Origin of the sequence: Nonomuraea rosea (genome assembly GCF_039539705.1) — a bacterium.
GTDB classification, from domain to species: Bacteria; Actinomycetota; Actinomycetes; order Streptosporangiales; family Streptosporangiaceae; genus Nonomuraea; species Nonomuraea rosea.
On sequence record NZ_BAABDQ010000010.1, the window covers coordinates 201,564 to 216,038 of the forward strand.

At 70.5% G+C, this 14,475-nt stretch carries 12 protein-coding genes; 9 read left to right on the forward strand and 3 right to left on the reverse strand.

Features of this window, described 5'->3' with window-relative positions:
• Positions 1-41 precede the first annotated feature (41 nt).
• The gene (locus ABEA43_RS24440; RefSeq protein ID WP_345565173.1) at positions 42-1,376 is read left to right on the forward strand and encodes an aminotransferase-like domain-containing protein; all 1,335 of its coding nucleotides are present in this window, start codon (positions 42-44) and stop codon (positions 1,374-1,376) included.
• A gap of 76 nt (positions 1,377-1,452) precedes the next feature.
• Here ABEA43_RS24440 and ABEA43_RS24445 read toward each other — a convergent pair whose 3' ends face one another.
• Positions 1,453-2,379, reverse strand: coding sequence for a zinc-binding dehydrogenase (locus tag ABEA43_RS24445; protein WP_345565174.1), 927 nt, complete (start codon positions 2,377-2,379; stop codon positions 1,453-1,455).
• 104 nt (positions 2,380-2,483) lie between these two features.
• Between ABEA43_RS24445 and ABEA43_RS24450 the strand changes: the two genes are divergently transcribed.
• Entirely contained in the window at positions 2,484-3,161 is a 678-nt protein-coding gene (locus ABEA43_RS24450) for a TetR/AcrR family transcriptional regulator (RefSeq protein WP_345565176.1), read from the forward strand.
• A 97-nt stretch (positions 3,162-3,258) separates the two neighbouring features.
• On the opposite strand, the gene ABEA43_RS24455 is transcribed toward ABEA43_RS24450, so the two are convergent.
• Positions 3,259-4,815: a glycoside hydrolase family 10-like protein gene (locus ABEA43_RS24455; protein WP_345565178.1), complete on the reverse strand. Its 1,557-nt coding sequence runs from the start codon at positions 4,813-4,815 to the stop codon at positions 3,259-3,261.
• A 136-nt stretch (positions 4,816-4,951) separates the two neighbouring features.
• The gene (locus ABEA43_RS24460; protein WP_345565179.1) at positions 4,952-7,039 is read right to left on the reverse strand and encodes an elongation factor G-like protein EF-G2; all 2,088 of its coding nucleotides are present in this window, start codon (positions 7,037-7,039) and stop codon (positions 4,952-4,954) included.
• A 217-nt stretch (positions 7,040-7,256) separates the two neighbouring features.
• Between ABEA43_RS24460 and pgsA the strand changes: the two genes are divergently transcribed.
• The 7 genes from pgsA to ABEA43_RS24495 all read left to right on the forward strand — a co-directional run bounded on the left by pgsA (position 7,257) and on the right by ABEA43_RS24495 (position 14,462).
• The gene (pgsA, locus tag ABEA43_RS24465) at positions 7,257-7,859 is read left to right on the forward strand and encodes a phosphatidylinositol phosphate synthase (RefSeq protein WP_345565181.1); all 603 of its coding nucleotides are present in this window, start codon (positions 7,257-7,259) and stop codon (positions 7,857-7,859) included.
• Entirely contained in the window at positions 7,856-8,764 is a 909-nt protein-coding gene (locus ABEA43_RS24470; protein ID WP_345565183.1) for a phosphatidylinositol mannoside acyltransferase, read from the forward strand. Before pgsA ends, ABEA43_RS24470 begins: the two co-directional genes overlap by 4 nt.
• Positions 8,761-9,891: a glycosyltransferase family 4 protein gene (locus tag ABEA43_RS24475; RefSeq protein WP_345565185.1), complete on the forward strand. Its 1,131-nt coding sequence runs from the start codon at positions 8,761-8,763 to the stop codon at positions 9,889-9,891. Before ABEA43_RS24470 ends, ABEA43_RS24475 begins: the two co-directional genes overlap by 4 nt.
• 1 nt (position 9,892) lies before the next feature.
• Positions 9,893-10,435, forward strand: a complete 543-nt coding sequence (locus ABEA43_RS24480) for a LemA family protein (RefSeq protein WP_345565187.1) — start codon at positions 9,893-9,895, stop codon at positions 10,433-10,435.
• A gap of 63 nt (positions 10,436-10,498) precedes the next feature.
• Positions 10,499-11,512, forward strand: a complete 1,014-nt coding sequence (locus ABEA43_RS24485; RefSeq protein WP_345565189.1) for a DUF3048 domain-containing protein — start codon at positions 10,499-10,501, stop codon at positions 11,510-11,512.
• 116 nt (positions 11,513-11,628) lie between these two features.
• A complete protein-coding gene (pdxS, locus tag ABEA43_RS24490; protein WP_345565391.1) occupies positions 11,629-12,543 on the forward strand; it encodes a pyridoxal 5'-phosphate synthase lyase subunit PdxS in 915 nt (304 codons plus the stop codon).
• Positions 12,544-12,779: 236 nt separating this feature from the next.
• Positions 12,780-14,462: an alkaline phosphatase D family protein gene (locus ABEA43_RS24495; RefSeq protein WP_345565190.1), complete on the forward strand. Its 1,683-nt coding sequence runs from the start codon at positions 12,780-12,782 to the stop codon at positions 14,460-14,462.
• Positions 14,463-14,475: the final 13 nt, after the last annotated feature.

Below are 14,475 nucleotides of genomic sequence, written 5' to 3' on the forward strand. Positions count from 1 at the left end.
CAATTCGGTAATAAGTGGCACATTATCGGGATAATGGTGGCATGGGAAGGGAAGACAACCTCGTCACGCTCGTCCGCGACCGCCTGCGGCTGCACCAGGGAACGCCGAGCCGCAGGCTGGCGGGCGCGCTGGCGGATCTGGCCCAGACGGGCACGATCACGCCCGGCACCCGCCTGCCTTCTGAACGGGACCTGGCCCAGGCGGTCGGCGTCAGCAGGGGGACGGTGGCGGCGGCGTTCAACACGCTGTGCGAGGAGGGGTTGTGCGAGCGCCGCCACGGCAGCGGCACGTACGTGCTCGGCACCCCTTCGTTCGGCGGGCTGCTCCAGGCGGGGGCGGTGCTGGCCGACCTGTCCACCTCGGTCGTGCCCGACCCCTCCCACCTCGTGCTGCCGGCGCTCGACCCCGCCGACCTCATGCGCGCGCCCAGCGGACACGGCTACGACGCAATGGGCGACCCCCGACTACGAGCCCTCCTGCAGGAGAACGCGCCGGGCGCGGGGATCGGGGCGGGGGAGGTGCTGATCACGGCGGGGGCGCAGCAGGGCATCGACCTGGCCGCCCGCGTGCTGCTGCGGCCCGGTGACCGGATCCTGGTGGGCGATCCGTCGTACGGGGGAGCGCTCAGCGTCTTCCGCCGGGCCGGGGCGCACGTGGTGGCGCTCGACCTGACCTCGCCCGAGGCCGTGACGGAGGCGATCGCCCGCCACCGCCCGGCCGCCGTCTACGTGGTCAGCGTGGACAATCCCACCGGCTCGGTGCCCGGCCTCCAGCACGTCGCCGAGCTCGCCAAGGCCGCCGACGTGCCGGTCATCGAGGACAGGACGCTGGCGGCCCTGGTGTACGACGGCACGCCGGTGCCCGAGCCGCTGGCGCGGTGGCATCCGTACGGGACGGTGACGGTGGGATCGCTGTCCAAGGTGCTGTGGGGCGGCCTGCGCGTGGGATGGCTCGCGGCGCCGGAGCCGATGCTGGCCAGGCTGGTCGAGACCAAGGTGGACGCCGACCTGGCGACGAGCGCGGTCTCCCAGCGGCTCGCGGCCGAGCTGCTCGAACGCAACCCCGTGGACCCCTGGCGGGCCGAGCTCGTCCGCCGGCGGGACCACTTCACCGCCGCGCTCGCCGCCCGCCTGCCCGAATGGACCTGGACCCTCCCGCAGGGCGGCCTCTCGATCTGGGCCCGCCTCCCCGGCACGGACACGGACCGGTTCGCCGCCGTGGCGCGGGAGCACGGGGTCGCGGTCGCGCCCGGCTCCCTCTTCTCGCCCGACGGCCGCCACCGCGACCGCCTGCGCCTCAGCTTCGCCCTCCGCCCGGAGCTGCTCGACCAGGCCGTAACCGCCCTCACCCAAGCCTGGACCCAGCACCGCACCTGAACCGACCGCACCCTGGCCACCCGCGCCGCCCGGCCAGAAAGACCGCTCAGGCCGGTTGCCGGGCAGGCCGGGCCGGTCAGAGGTCCAGGACGGCCTTGCCGTGGAGGCGGCGCTCCAGCAGTGCGCTGACGGCCTCGCCGGCCTTGTCCCAGCCGCCCCGCCAGGTGATCTGCGGGTCGAGGACGCCTGCGGCCACCCGGCCGGCCAGCCAGGTCAGGTCCGCTCCGAGTGGCACGCCGTCCAGCAGGTAGAAGGTCACGATCGATCGCTCGTGCCGCCCCTCGTTGCCGTAGAAGGCCCCGGACGGGAAGCTCTCGGGCTCGTCCGTGGCGTGCCCGACGGCCACCAGCGTGCCGCCGGGCGCGAGCCTGCCGAACGACTCCACCAGCTGCCGCCCGCCCACGCAGTCCACCACCCCGTCCACCGGCGAGCCGAGCAGCTCCGGCCCCGCGACGACCTCGTGGGCGCCCAGCGCGCGCAGCCCGTCGCCGTGCGCCTGCGGATCCCCGGTGGAGGCCACGACGTGCGCGCCGCCGAGCCGGGCGAGCTGCACGGCGTACCTGCCGACGCCGCCGGTGGCGCCGGTGACGAGGATCCGCTTGCCGAGCAGGTCGCCGATCCTGCGCAGGGCGCGCAGCGCGCTGGCGCCCGCGACCGGGACGGTGCTGAGCGCGCCCGGGTCGGCGCCGGCGGGCGCGATGCCGAGCGCCCCGGTGTCCACGGCCCGCAGCTCGGCCCAGGCGCCGTCGAGGCCGGCCGTGACCACGGGCGTCCCGGCCGGTGGGCCGGAGCCGTCGGCCGCCGGGCGTTCGATCACGCCCGCCGCGTCCCAGCCCAGCACGGTGCCGTCAGGGACCTGCGGGATGGCGTGCTTGACCTCGCCGAAGTTGAGCGAGACGGCACTCACCCTGACCAGGGCCTGGTGCGGGGCGGGCACCGGGCCGGCGGTCTCGCCGAGCCGCAGGCCGGAAGGGGTGGAGTGATCGACAAGGAGGGCACGCATGAGCATTCGCCTCTCGAAGCGGGACAGCGGTGACGTGTCATTTATGCCACCGAGTGGCATAAGCGTGCAAGTGGCAATCGCCCCTCTTGCTACACTTCCGTCTCGTGACGCTGCGCGAACGCAAGAAGCAACGGACTCGTCAGGCGCTGATCGACACCGCTCTGGAGCAGTTCACCGCCCGGGGGTTCGCCGGTGTCACCCTTGACGAGCTGTGCGAGGCGGTGGAGGTGTCCAAGCGGACCTTCTTCCGCACCTTCGCCAGCAAGGAAGAGGTCGCCATGGCCCCGCTGGAGGACATGTGGCGGGGCTTCCTGGTGGAGCTGGCGGCGGCCGAGCCCGGCGGGCGCCCGGCGCTGGAGGTGGCCCGTGACGCGCTCCTGGCGACGCTGGACGGCCTGGCGGACGACGACTGGGCGGGCCGGGCGCTGCTCAGCTACCGGCTGTCGGAGGAGACCGCGTCCATGAACGCCCACAGCCTGCACTTCTGCGAGCGCACGACGCAGGTGGCCATGGACATCATGCGCCCGTGGCTGGACGGTGAGCTGCGGGGACGCGACCCGCGTCCCCGCCTGATGGTGGACATGCTGGTGGCGGCCTTCCGCTACGCGCTGAACGGCTGGGCGGCCGACCCGGAGGCGGCGAAGACCCGCGAGGAGCTCGCCGCCCGCTTCCGCGAGGCCGTCGGAGCCCTGCCCGCCAGCCTCACCCTCACCGCCGCCGACTCGACCGGCACAGGCCCATCCAGCACAGGCTCGTCCGGCACAGGCTCGTCCGCACGCTGACCGTCGCAGGTCCGGCCGGGCTGGCCCGCACGTGGACCATCACAGGTCCGACCGAGGGCCGTCCGCACGTGGACGGCCCCCGTCGGTAGGGAAGCGGTCAGCCGGTCTTGACCTTGACCGCGTCGCTCTCGTGCTGCAGGCGGTCGAGCGAGGTGACGAGGTAGGTCCCCGCCGCCTTCGCCGTGTAGGTCGGGCTGGTCACGATCGCCACCAGGTTGCGGGCGTCGGTGGTGTGGCAGTCCTTGCCCTGCTGCGGCACCTGGTAGACGGCGTACGCCCGAGCCCGGTCGGCGGGCTTCCACGACAGCGTGGTGCCGCCGGCCTTGAGACCGGCCGGCGCGGAAGGAGCCTCGCCGCCGAGCTTCTTGATGATCGGCAGCAGCGCGGGACGGGCGTAGTAGGTCTTGGCGACGCGGTCGATCGCGCCCAGCGGGTTGGTCAGCAGCTGCTTGGCGCTGAAGTAGACCTCGCCCTTGATCGGCTTGAACTGGCGGTTGACGCCCACCTGGGCGGCCAGCTCGCCCGGCTTGGTCCAGGCCTTGTCGTCCTTGGCGCCGACCCGGTAGAGGCCCTGCCCGATGTACAGGTGGACGCCGCTGCCCTTGACCTCGTCGGCCCACCAGCGGGCCAGCGTGGTGTAGTCGGCGACCTTGAAGCCGCGCGGCCAGTAGAGCTGCGGCAGCACGTAGTCGACGGTGCCCGCCTTGATCCAGGCGCGCGCGTCGGCGTAGATCGAGTCGTACGCGGACATCCCGGCCGTGCTGGAGCCCGTCGGGTCCTGCGCCTTGTTGCGCCAGATGCCGAACGGGCTGATGCCGAACTTGACGTGCGGCCTGGCCCCGTGAACGGCCTTGTCGACCTCGGCGATCAGCGTGTTGACGTTGTCGCGGCGCCACTCGGCGAGCTTCTTGCCCTCGGCGTACTTCTTGAAGGCCGCGGTGTCGTCGAACTTCGCCCCGGCCACCGGATAGGGGTAGAAGTAGTCGTCGAAGTGCACGCCGTCGATGTCGTAACGGTCCACCACGTCGGTGATGACCTTGGTCACGTGCTCGCGGACGGCCGGCAGGCCGGGGTTGTAGTAGAGGCGGCCGCCGAACTTGATCGTCCAGTCGGGGTGCTGGCGCGCGGGATGCGTCGCGGGCAGCTTGGCGGTGCTGTCGCCGTAGGAGGCCCGGTACGGGTTGAACCAGGCATGGAACTCCATGCCGCGCTTGTGCGACTCCTCGATGAGGAACGGCAGCGGGTCCCAGCCCGGGTCCTTGCCCGCCGTGCCGGTCAGGTATTGCGACCAGGGCTCCAGCGAGGACTTGTAGATGGCGTCGGAAGCGGGCCGGACCTGGACGAACACCGCGTTCATGTTGCGTTTGGCGGCGCTGTCGAGGATCTTGACGAACTCGGCCTTCTGCCGGTCGGCGCCGAGGCCGGCCTTGGAGGGCCAGTCGATGTTCTGGGTGGTGGCGATCCACACCCCGCGCAGCTCCCGCTTCGGATAGCGGGCGTCTGCCTTGCAGGGTGCGGCGGCGGGTGCCGCAAGGGGCGTCTTCTTCACGCTCGCCGCAGGGCTCTCTCCGGCTCCGGGGCCGAACATGTAGGCGGCGCCGGTGGCGACGGCTGCGAGGGCGGCGGCGGCTAGGAGTGGGCGTCCAGTTCGCATAGTACGAACCAGTGTGGCAGTTGCTCTGGCGTGCTCGGGTCTAAAGAAAGAAATAAACTCGTGACTCTTTTGTGATAATTGTGATAGGTGTGCCGGGAGGGAACAAATCCCTCCCGGCGCTCTGCCTATCCGCTTTTCATTCCGTGGCCGCCACTTTGGTGGCCAAATTGGGGGGCAGCGGCTCATAACGCAGGAACGTCCGCTGGAACGTCCCGGTGCCGTGCGACATGGACCGCAGATCGATGGCGTACCGCGTGATCTCCAGCTCCGGAACCTCCGCCTTGACCAGCGTGCGCCCGGTGCCGACGGGCTCGGTGCCGAGCACCCGCCCGCGCCGCGAGGACAGGTCGGACATCACCGAGCCCACGTAGTCGTCGGCCACCAGCACCGACAGCTCGTCCACCGGCTCCAGCAGCAGCGTCGAGACCTTGCCCGCCGCCTCCTTGAGCGCGAGCTGCCCGGCGATCTGGAAGGCCATGTCGGAGGAGTCGACCGAGTGGGCCTTGCCGTCGTACAGGGTGACGCGCACGTCCACCATCGGATAGCCGGCGACGACGCCCCGCTCCATCTGGGCCCGCACGCCCTTCTCCACCGACGGGATGAACTGGCGGGGCACCACGCCGCCCACGATCTTGTCCACGAACTCGAAACCCCCGCCGGAGGGCAGGGGCTCGACCTCTAGATGGCAGATCGCGAACTGGCCGTGACCGCCGGTCTGCTTGACGTTGCGGCCCATCGCCTGGCATTTGCCGCCGAACGTCTCACGCAGCGGCACCCGCAGCTCGACCCGCTCGACCTCGACGCCGTGGCGTTTGGACAGGCGGTCGAGCAGCACGTCGGTATGCGCCTCGCCCATGCACCACAGGACGAGCTGCCTGGTCTCGGCGTTGTTCTCCAGCCGCAGGGTCGGATCCTCCGCCACCAGGCGGCCGAGCGCCTGTGACAGCTTGTCCTCGTCGGCCTTCGACTTGGCCCTGATCGCCACGGGCAGCAGCGGATCGGGCATGTCCCAGGAGGTCATCAGCAGCGGATGCTCGACGTCGGACAGCGTGTCGCCGGTCTCGGCCCGCGACAGCTTGGCCACCGCCAGGATGTCTCCCGCGGTGCCCTTGGCCGTGCCGCGCTGCTGCTTGCCCAGCGGACAGGTCAGGGTGCCGATCCGCTCGTCGAGGTCGTGGTCCTCGTGCCCGCGCTCGGCCAGGCCGTGCCCGGACACGTGGACGGTCATGTCGGGGCGCAACGAGCCGGAGAAGACGCGTACGAGGCTGATGCGGCCCACGTACGGGTCGCTGGTGGTCTTGACGATCTCCGCCACGAGCGGGCCGTCGGGATCGCAGGTGATGCCCTTGACCGGCTTGCCGGACAGGTCGGTGATCTCGGGCATCGGGTGTTCGAGCGGCGAGGGGAAGCCCTGCGTCATGAGCTCCAGCAGCTCCTGCGCGCCGACGCCGAGCCCGCTGCACAGCACCGGGTAGAAGCTGCCGCGGGCGACGGCCTTCTCCAGGTCGTCGACCAGGACCTTGGTGTCGATGGGCTCGCCTTCGAGGTAGCGCTCCATGAGCGATTCGTCTTCGCTCTCCTGGATGATCCCCTCGATCAGTACGCCGCGGTGCTCCTCGATCTGGGTCTCGTACTCCGCGCCGGGCTCCTTCTCGGTGCGCGAGCCCGTGGCGTAGTTGTAGAACTTCTGCGACAGCAGCCCGATCAGCCCGTTGACGTGACCGTTGGTGATCACCGGGAGATAGAGGGGGGCGACGCCGTCGCCGAAGATGTCCTGGCAGGTGGCGAGCACCTCGTCGAAGTCGGCCCGCTGGTGGTCGATCTTGGTGATCACCACCGCGCGCGGCATGCCGACCTGCGAGCACTCCTCCCACAGTATCTGGGTGAGCCCGTCGATCCCGTCCGCGGCCGAGACCACGAACAGCGCCGCGTCGGCGGCCCGCAGCCCTGCCCGGAGATCGCCCACGAAGTCGGCGTAACCGGGGGTGTCCAGAAGGTTGATCTTGATGTCGTTGTGCACCAGCGGCGCCACGGCGAGGTTGACCGACCGTTGCTGCCGGACCTCCACCTCGTCGAAGTCGCTGACGGTGTTGCCGTCCTCCACGCGTCCCACGCGCTGGATGGTGCCCGTGGCGGCCAGCAGCTGTTCGACGAGAGTCGTCTTACCCGCTCCTGAGTGGCCGACCAGCACGACATTGCGTATCGCATCCGCCCTGTCGGCCATTGGTGCCCTGCCCGCGGCTCCTACGGCACCGCCCGTATTTCTTTCCGCCACATCGCCTCCTGCGTCGTCGGTGTATTTCCAACGACCGCGCCCGAGCGGAGGGTGTGTGGAACCGCATGGACGCGGTGTGTTCACCAAATACCCCTGTGGCGGATATCACAAGGGGGGCGGGGCAAAGAAAGTTGTCAGCCGCGAGATGGCCTACGATCGGACGGCGATGCTCAAACTCCTGCGCCCGGCCATGACCCGGATACTCACCCCGCTGGGCAGGCTGCTCGTCGGCCGCGGGATCGGCCCCGACGCCGTCACGGCGATCGGCACCCTCGGCACCGTCGTGTCCGCCCTGCTCTTCTTCCCCTTGGGACAGCTCACCTGGGGCGCTCTCGTGATCACCGTCTTCGTGCTGTTCGATCTGCTCGACGGCGTGGTGGCCAGGCTCGGCGGCAGCGCCGGCAGCACGTGGGGCGCCTTCCTCGACTCGACGCTGGACCGGGTGGCCGACTCGGCCATCTTCGCCGGCCTGATCTTGTATTTCATCTCCAGAGACGACACGCTGATGGCCGGGGTCACGCTGCTCTGCCTGATCGCGGGCGCTCTGGTCTCCTATGCCAAGGCCAGGGCCGAGGGGCTCGGGCTGACGGCCGACGTGGGGCTGGCCGAGCGGCCTGAGCGGCTGGTGGTGGCGCTGGTCGCGACCTTCTTCTCCGGGCTCGGCGTCCCCTACGTGCTGCCCGCGGGGATGTGGCTGCTCGCGGCGGCCAGCGTGATCACGGTGGGGCAGCGGGTGGTCCACGTTTACCAGCAGACGAGGGAGAGATGAGCGAGAAGGCGTCCATCAGCGATCGCGCGGTGGCCGCGGGGTTCGCGGCCGGCTGGAAGCTCGTGCCGCTGCTGCCCGAGCGCCCGACGGCCGCGGTCTTCCGCCTCCTGGCCGACCGGGTCTGGAGCAGGCGCGGCAAGTCCGTGCGCCGGCTGGAGTCCAACCTGGCCAGGGTGACCGGCATCGACGCGGGCAGCCGCGAGATGCGCGAGCTCAGCAGGGCCGGCATGCGCTCCTACTTCCGTTACTTCCACGAAATCTTCCGGCTGCCGTCCATGCCCACCGAGGAGGTCGTGCGCCGCACCCACGTCATCGGGGCCGAGCACGTGCACGACAACGTGGCGGCCGGCCGGGGCGTGGTGCTGGCGCTGCCGCACATGGGCAACTGGGACCAGGCGGGGGCGTGGCTGGTGGGCGTCGGCCACCCGTTCACGACCGTGGCCGAGCGGCTCAAGCCCGAGTCGCTGTTCCGCCGCTACGTGCAGTTCCGCGAGGGCCTGGGCATGGAGGTGCTGCCGCTGACCGGCGGCGACGGGCACAACTTCGGCACCCTGGCCACGCGGGTGCGCAAGGGCGGCGTGGTGTGCCTGCCGGCCGAGCGCGACCTGACCAAGAGCGGCATCGAGGTGCGCTTCTTCGGCGCGACCACCAAGGTGCCCGCGGGCCCGCCGCTGCTGGCCGTGCAGACGGGCGCGGCGCTGCTGCCGGCCGTCGTCTACTTCCACGGGTCCGACTGGGGCATCCACATCCACGAGGAGGTCCCCGTCCCGGCCGAGGGCACCAGGCAGGAGAAGGTCGCCGCCGTCGCGCAGGGGCTGGCCGACGTGTTCGAGAAGGGCATCTCCGAGCACCCGGAGGACTGGCACATGATGCAGCGGCTCTGGCTGGAAGACCTCGATCGATGAGGGTCGGGATCGTCTGCCCCTATTCGTGGGACATGCCCGGCGGGGTCAAACAGCACATCGACGACCTGGCCCAGGCGCTGATCGCGCAGGGGCACGACGTGTCCGTGATCGCCCCGGCGGCCGACGACGACGAGCTGCCCCCCTATGTGACGGGCGCGGGCCGGGCGATACCCGTGCCGTACAACGGGTCCGTGGCCAGGATGTCGTTCGGGTTCCTGTCGGCGGCCAGGGTGCGGCGGTGGGTCCGTACGGGCGGCTTCGACGTGCTGCACATCCACGAGCCGCTGATCCCGAGCCTGGGCGTGCTGGCCTGCTGGGCGGCCAAGGGGCCGATCGTGGCGACGTTCCACGCGTCGTTCTCGCGCTCGCGGGCCATCGCGGTGGCCGAGCCGCTGCTGCGCAGCGCGCTGGAGAAGCTGAGCGGCCGCATCGCGGTCTCCGACGCGGCGCGCAAGAGCCTGGTGGAGCAGTTCGGCGGTGACACGGTGCTGATCCCCAACGGCGTGACCGTCTCCCGCTACACCGAGGCCGAGCCGCTGGACGGGTGGGGGCCCGACGGCGCCACGCTCGGCTTCCTCGGCCGGATGGACGAGGAGCGCAAGGGCCTGCCGATCCTGCTCGACGCGTTCGAGATCCTCGCGGCCGAGCGCCCGGAGCTGAAGCTGCTGCTCGCCGGGCCCGGCGACGAGAAGGACGTCTTCGAACGGGTGCCGAAGGGGCTGCGCGACCGCGTGACGGTGCTGGGCATGGTGAGCGAGGCCGACAAGATCCGCGCGTACCACTCGGTCGACGTGTTCTGCGCGCCCAACACGCGGGGGGAGAGCTTCGGCATCGTGCTGGCCGAGGCCATGGCGTCGGGGGCCACGGTGCTGGCCAGCGACATCCCCGCCTTCCGCAAGGTGCTGGGCGACGGCCAGGCGGGCGCGCTGTTCGCCAACGGCGACCCCGCCTCGCTGGCGCGCGAGGCGGGCGCGCTGCTGGACGCGCCGGAGCGAAGGTCCAAGCTGGCCGCCGAGGCGCTGGTGGCGGTCAGGAAGTACGACTGGTCCACGGTCGCGCGCGACGTGGTGCGCGTCTACGAGACCGTCACCACGAGCGGCGCAGGAAGGGTCGAAGAGGACCTCTGACATGACATCCACCATGATCGTGCTGATCGTGGGCATCGTCGTGGTGCTCACGGCCGTCTACATCTCCTGGCGCGCGGGCCGGCTCGACCGCCTGCACATCAGGCTTGAGCTGGCCAGCGAGTCGCTGGACGCGGCGCTGATGCTGCGCAGGGCGGTGGTCCTGGAGCTGGCCGGGTCGCGTCTGCTCGACCCGGCCACGTCGCTGGTGCTGGCCGCCGCCGCGCACGAGGCCAGGATGGCGGGGCCGGAGGAGCGCGAGCACGCCGAGAGCGACCTGTCGCGGGCCCTGCGCGCGGCCGTGGACCAGGAGCGGTTCAGGGAGAAGCTGTCCGAGCCGCCGGGCGGGCGCGACCTGCTGGACGAGCTCGACTCGGCGGTGACCAAGGTGGTCTACTCGCGCCGCTTCTACAACAACGCCGTGGGGGTCACGCGTACGGCTCAGCGCCGCTGGCTCGCCAGGACGCTGCGCCTGGCCGGGCACACCGAATACCCGCAATTCTTCGAGATTGATGACAATCCGCCTGCGACCATGGCAACTGAATGACCTAATTTGGGGAAGCCAGTAAGCTTCATCCCGTTTTACGGGCTGAAGCGAGGAGTGTTACAGGTGCGGCTACCCCGGACGATCACGATCTGGCTGGCGGGTGCGGCCGTGCTGCTGCCCGTCACGGCCTGTTCCTCGGAGGAGCCGGCCGCGGGCCAGGCGCCGCAGGCGTCGACCACGGCCCCGACCGAGGAGCCGGTGGAGGTCAAGGGGCATCCATTCACCGGGAAGCCGTACGACGCGCTCAAGCCGGTGCTCGCCGTGAAGATCGAGAACACCGCGGCAGGCAAGCCGCAGCTCGGGCTGAAGAGCGCGGACATCGTCTACGTCGAGCAGGTCGAGGCCGGTCTGACCCGGCTCATGGCCGTCTTCTCCTCCAAACTGCCCGCCAAGGTGGGCCCCGTCCGCAGCGCCCGCATCTCCGACCTGCACATCGCGCCGCAGTTCGGCAAGCCGGCCTTCTCCTATTCGGGCGCGCAGACGAAGATGCTGCCGTTCATCGCCGAGGCGTCGCTGTTCGACGTCGGCGACACGCGCAACCCGGGCGCGTACTTCCGCCAGCCCGGCCGCTTCGCCCCCTACAACCTGTTCGCCAACACCAAGCAGCTCCTGGCCAAGGCGCCCAAGGCGAGCAAGGCCAAGGACGTGGGCTTCACCTTCGGCGAGGCTCCGGCCGAGGGCGGGGTGGACAAGAAGTCGTACACCGTCAAGTGGCCCGCGGCCCGCTTCACCTTCGCCTGGTCGGCGGACAAGGAGCAGTGGCTGATCTGGCAGGACGGCAAGAAGGACATGGCCGCGGAGGGCGGCCAGCTCGGCGCGCCCACGGTCGTCATCCAGTACACCAAGACCGAACGCTCGGAGTTCCACGACAAGAACCAGAGCTACACCCCGCTCGTGCACACCACCGGCAAGGGCAAGGCGATCGTGCTGCGCGACGGTAAAGCCTTCAAGGCGAACTGGGAACGGGAATCCGAGGACGGCGGTACGACGTTCACCACAGAGAGCGGCGAGCCGATGAACTTCGCGCCCGGCCAGGTCTGGGTCGCGCTCGCCAGCCGCAAGCCCGTCATCCCGTAGCTCCACTTTGTCGAGTCTTGGGGGCGAATCCTGACATCTTGGCATGTCGGGGGAGGGGTCCTCCAGGACCTACGATGGGCTTGATAACTTACCGACCGCCGTGAGAGCCCGTGAGGATGACCGTGTCCAGCAGCACGCCAGAAAGCACCCCCGTCACCGGAACCGCGCGCGTCAAGCGCGGCATGGCCGAGATGCTCAAGGGCGGCGTCATCATGGACGTCGTCACGCCGGACCAGGCCAAGATCGCTGAAGACGCCGGCGCGGTCGCCGTCATGGCGCTCGAGCGGGTTCCCGCCGACATCCGCGCCCAGGGCGGCGTGTCCAGGATGAGCGACCCCGACATGATCGACGGCATCATCGCCGGCGTGTCGATCCCCGTGATGGCCAAGGCCCGCATCGGCCACTTCGTCGAGGCCAAGGTGCTGCAGTCCCTGGGCGTCGACTACGTGGACGAGTCGGAGGTGCTCACCCCGGCCGACTACGCCAACCACATCGACAAGTGGCAGTTCACCGTGCCGTTCGTGTGCGGGGCCACCAACCTGGGCGAGGCGCTGCGCCGCATCACCGAGGGCGCGGCCATGATCCGCTCCAAGGGCGAGGCGGGCACCGGCGACGTCTCCAACGCCGTCACCCACATGCGCACGATCCGGGCCGAGCTCAAGCGGCTCGCCTCGCTGCCCGAGGACGAGCTGTACGTCGCCGCCAAGGAGCTGCAGGCCCCCTACGAGCTGGTCGCCGAGGTCGCCAAGACCGGCAAGCTGCCCGTCGTGCTGTTCACCGCGGGCGGCATCGCCACCCCGGCCGACGCCGCGATGATGATGCAGCTCGGCGCCGAGGGCGTGTTCGTGGGCTCGGGCATCTTCAAGTCCGGCGACCCGGCCAAGCGGGCCGCGGCGATCGTCAAGGCCACGACGTTCTACGACGACCCCGACGTCATCGCCAAGGTTTCGCGCGGCCTGGGCGAGGCCATGGTCGGCATCAACGTCGATGAGATCCCGCAGCCGCACCGGCTGGCCGAGCGCGGCTGGTAACCGGCGCGTCGTTGCAGGTCACCGGCTTGCCGGCGTGAGACGATCACATCCGGCAGGCGGGGGCGAGCCATCCCCGCCTGGCGGGGGCGCCATCATGTGACGGCGAAATTTGCCGGAGAAGGCGACATCCGCGAAGGATGTCGCCTTTTTCGTGTTGTGTGGTGTTCACCGAATAGTCATGATTCTCAGTCAGGCTACGGGGCGACCCGCACCCTTGATCGTCCCAGGAGTCACACGTGTCCAAGCTGAACCGCAGGCACTTTCTCGTCACGGGGTTAGCTGCCGGTGCCGCCGCAGCGATCCCGGCCACGGCCGCCCACGCCGATCCCGATCCCGGTGCCGAGACCGCGCAGAGCCTGGCCTCGCGCGGGCTGCGCACCGACCCGTTCACGCTCGGCGTCGCCTCGGGCGACCCCGACCACGAGGGCTTCGTGCTCTGGACCAGGCTGGCCCAGCAGCCGATGGCCGAGGACGGGTTCGGCGGCATGCCGCAGCGGCCGTTCCCGGTGCTCTGGCAGGTGTACGCCGACGAGCGCTGCCGCCGCGTGGTGCGCTCGGGCGTGAGCGTGGCGTCGCCGGAATGGGGGCACAGCGTCCACGTCGAGGTGGACCGCCTCGGCTCCGACCGCGAGTACTGGTACCGCTTCCGCGTGGGCCCGTACGTCTCGCCGGTCGGCCGCGCCCGCACCGCGCCGCACCCGCTCTCGTACGGAGGCGCGCTGGCCATGGCGTTCGTCTCGTGCGCCCAGTACGAGCACGGCTACTTCACCTCCTACCGCAGGCTGGCGGAGGAGAGCCCCGACCTGATCCTGCACCTGGGCGACTACCAGTACGAGTACACCAAGGACACCTACACCATCCCCGGCGGCAACGTCCGCGACCACGAGGGCCCCGAGACCGAGACGCTGGCCGGCTACCGCCAGCGCCACGCCCAGTACAAGGCCGACCCCGACCTCCAGGCCGCGCACGCCGCCGCGCCGTGGCTGGTCGTGTGGGACGACCACGAGCTGGACAACAACTGGGCCGACGAGGTGCCCGAGAAGCCCGAGGTGCCCCAGCCGAACTTCCTCAGCAGGCGCGAGGCCGCCTTCCGCGCCTACTACGAGAACATGCCGCTGCGCCGCACCTCCATCCCGCGCGGCATCGACATGCAGCTCTACCGGCGCATCCGGTGGGGCAGGATGGCCACGTTCCACATGCTCGACACCCGCCAGTACCGCGACGACCAGGGCTGCGGCGACGGCTACCGCGACTGCCCGGCCGCCGTGGACCCGGCCCGCTCGATCACGGGCGGGGAGCAGGAGTCCTGGCTGCTGGACGGCTTCCACCACTCGCGGGCGCAGTGGGACATCCTCGGCCAGCAGGTGTTCTTCGCCCAGCGCGACAACAACGCCGGGCCCGCCAAGATCACCTCGCAGGACTCCTGGGACGGCTACGTGGCCTCGCGTCAGCGGATCACCCAGGGCTGGGTGGACGCCGGGGTCCGCAACCCCGTGGTGCTGACCGGCGACGTGCACGCGCACTGGGCCAGCGACCTCAAGCTCGACTACGACGACCCGACGGGGCCGTCGGTGGGCTCGGAGCTGGTGGCGACCTCGATCTCCACCGGCGGCGACGGGGCCGACTCCGACCCGGCCACGCATCCGTTCCTGTCGATCAACCCGCACCTGAAGTTCTACAACAACCAGCGCGGCTACGTGCTGACGAAGATCGAGCGTGACCAGCTCACGGCCGACTTCAAGGTGGTGCCGCGGGTGCAGGCGCCGGGGGCGGAGGTCTACACGCGGGCCACGTTCGTGGTGGAGGACCGGGTGCCCGGCGTGCAGCAGACGTACCTGAGGCCGCTGGACGCGGCGATGCGCTCCCAGCAGGAGATGACGGTGGAGGAGACGGTGCGCCTGGAGACCGAGCGCCCGTAGCCGCCGCTTCCGA

Excerpts from the sequence above, each read along its gene's own strand:
- ABEA43_RS24440 (WP_345565173.1), top strand. The coding sequence starts at position 42 with ATGGGAAGGGAAGACAACCTCGTCACGCTCGTCCGCGACCGCCTGCGG.
- ABEA43_RS24445 (WP_345565174.1), bottom strand. The coding sequence starts at position 2,379 with ATGCGTGCCCTCCTTGTCGATCACTCCACCCCTTCCGGCCTGCGGCTC.
- ABEA43_RS24455 (WP_345565178.1), bottom strand. The coding sequence starts at position 4,815 with ATGCGAACTGGACGCCCACTCCTAGCCGCCGCCGCCCTCGCAGCCGTC.
- ABEA43_RS24460 (WP_345565179.1), bottom strand. The coding sequence starts at position 7,039 with ATGGCCGACAGGGCGGATGCGATACGCAATGTCGTGCTGGTCGGCCAC.
- pgsA (WP_345565181.1), top strand. The coding sequence starts at position 7,257 with ATGCTCAAACTCCTGCGCCCGGCCATGACCCGGATACTCACCCCGCTG.
- ABEA43_RS24470 (WP_345565183.1), top strand. The coding sequence starts at position 7,856 with ATGAGCGAGAAGGCGTCCATCAGCGATCGCGCGGTGGCCGCGGGGTTC.
- ABEA43_RS24475 (WP_345565185.1), top strand. The coding sequence starts at position 8,761 with ATGAGGGTCGGGATCGTCTGCCCCTATTCGTGGGACATGCCCGGCGGG.
- ABEA43_RS24480 (WP_345565187.1), top strand. The coding sequence starts at position 9,893 with ATGACATCCACCATGATCGTGCTGATCGTGGGCATCGTCGTGGTGCTC.
- pdxS (WP_345565391.1), top strand. The coding sequence starts at position 11,629 with ATGACCGTGTCCAGCAGCACGCCAGAAAGCACCCCCGTCACCGGAACC.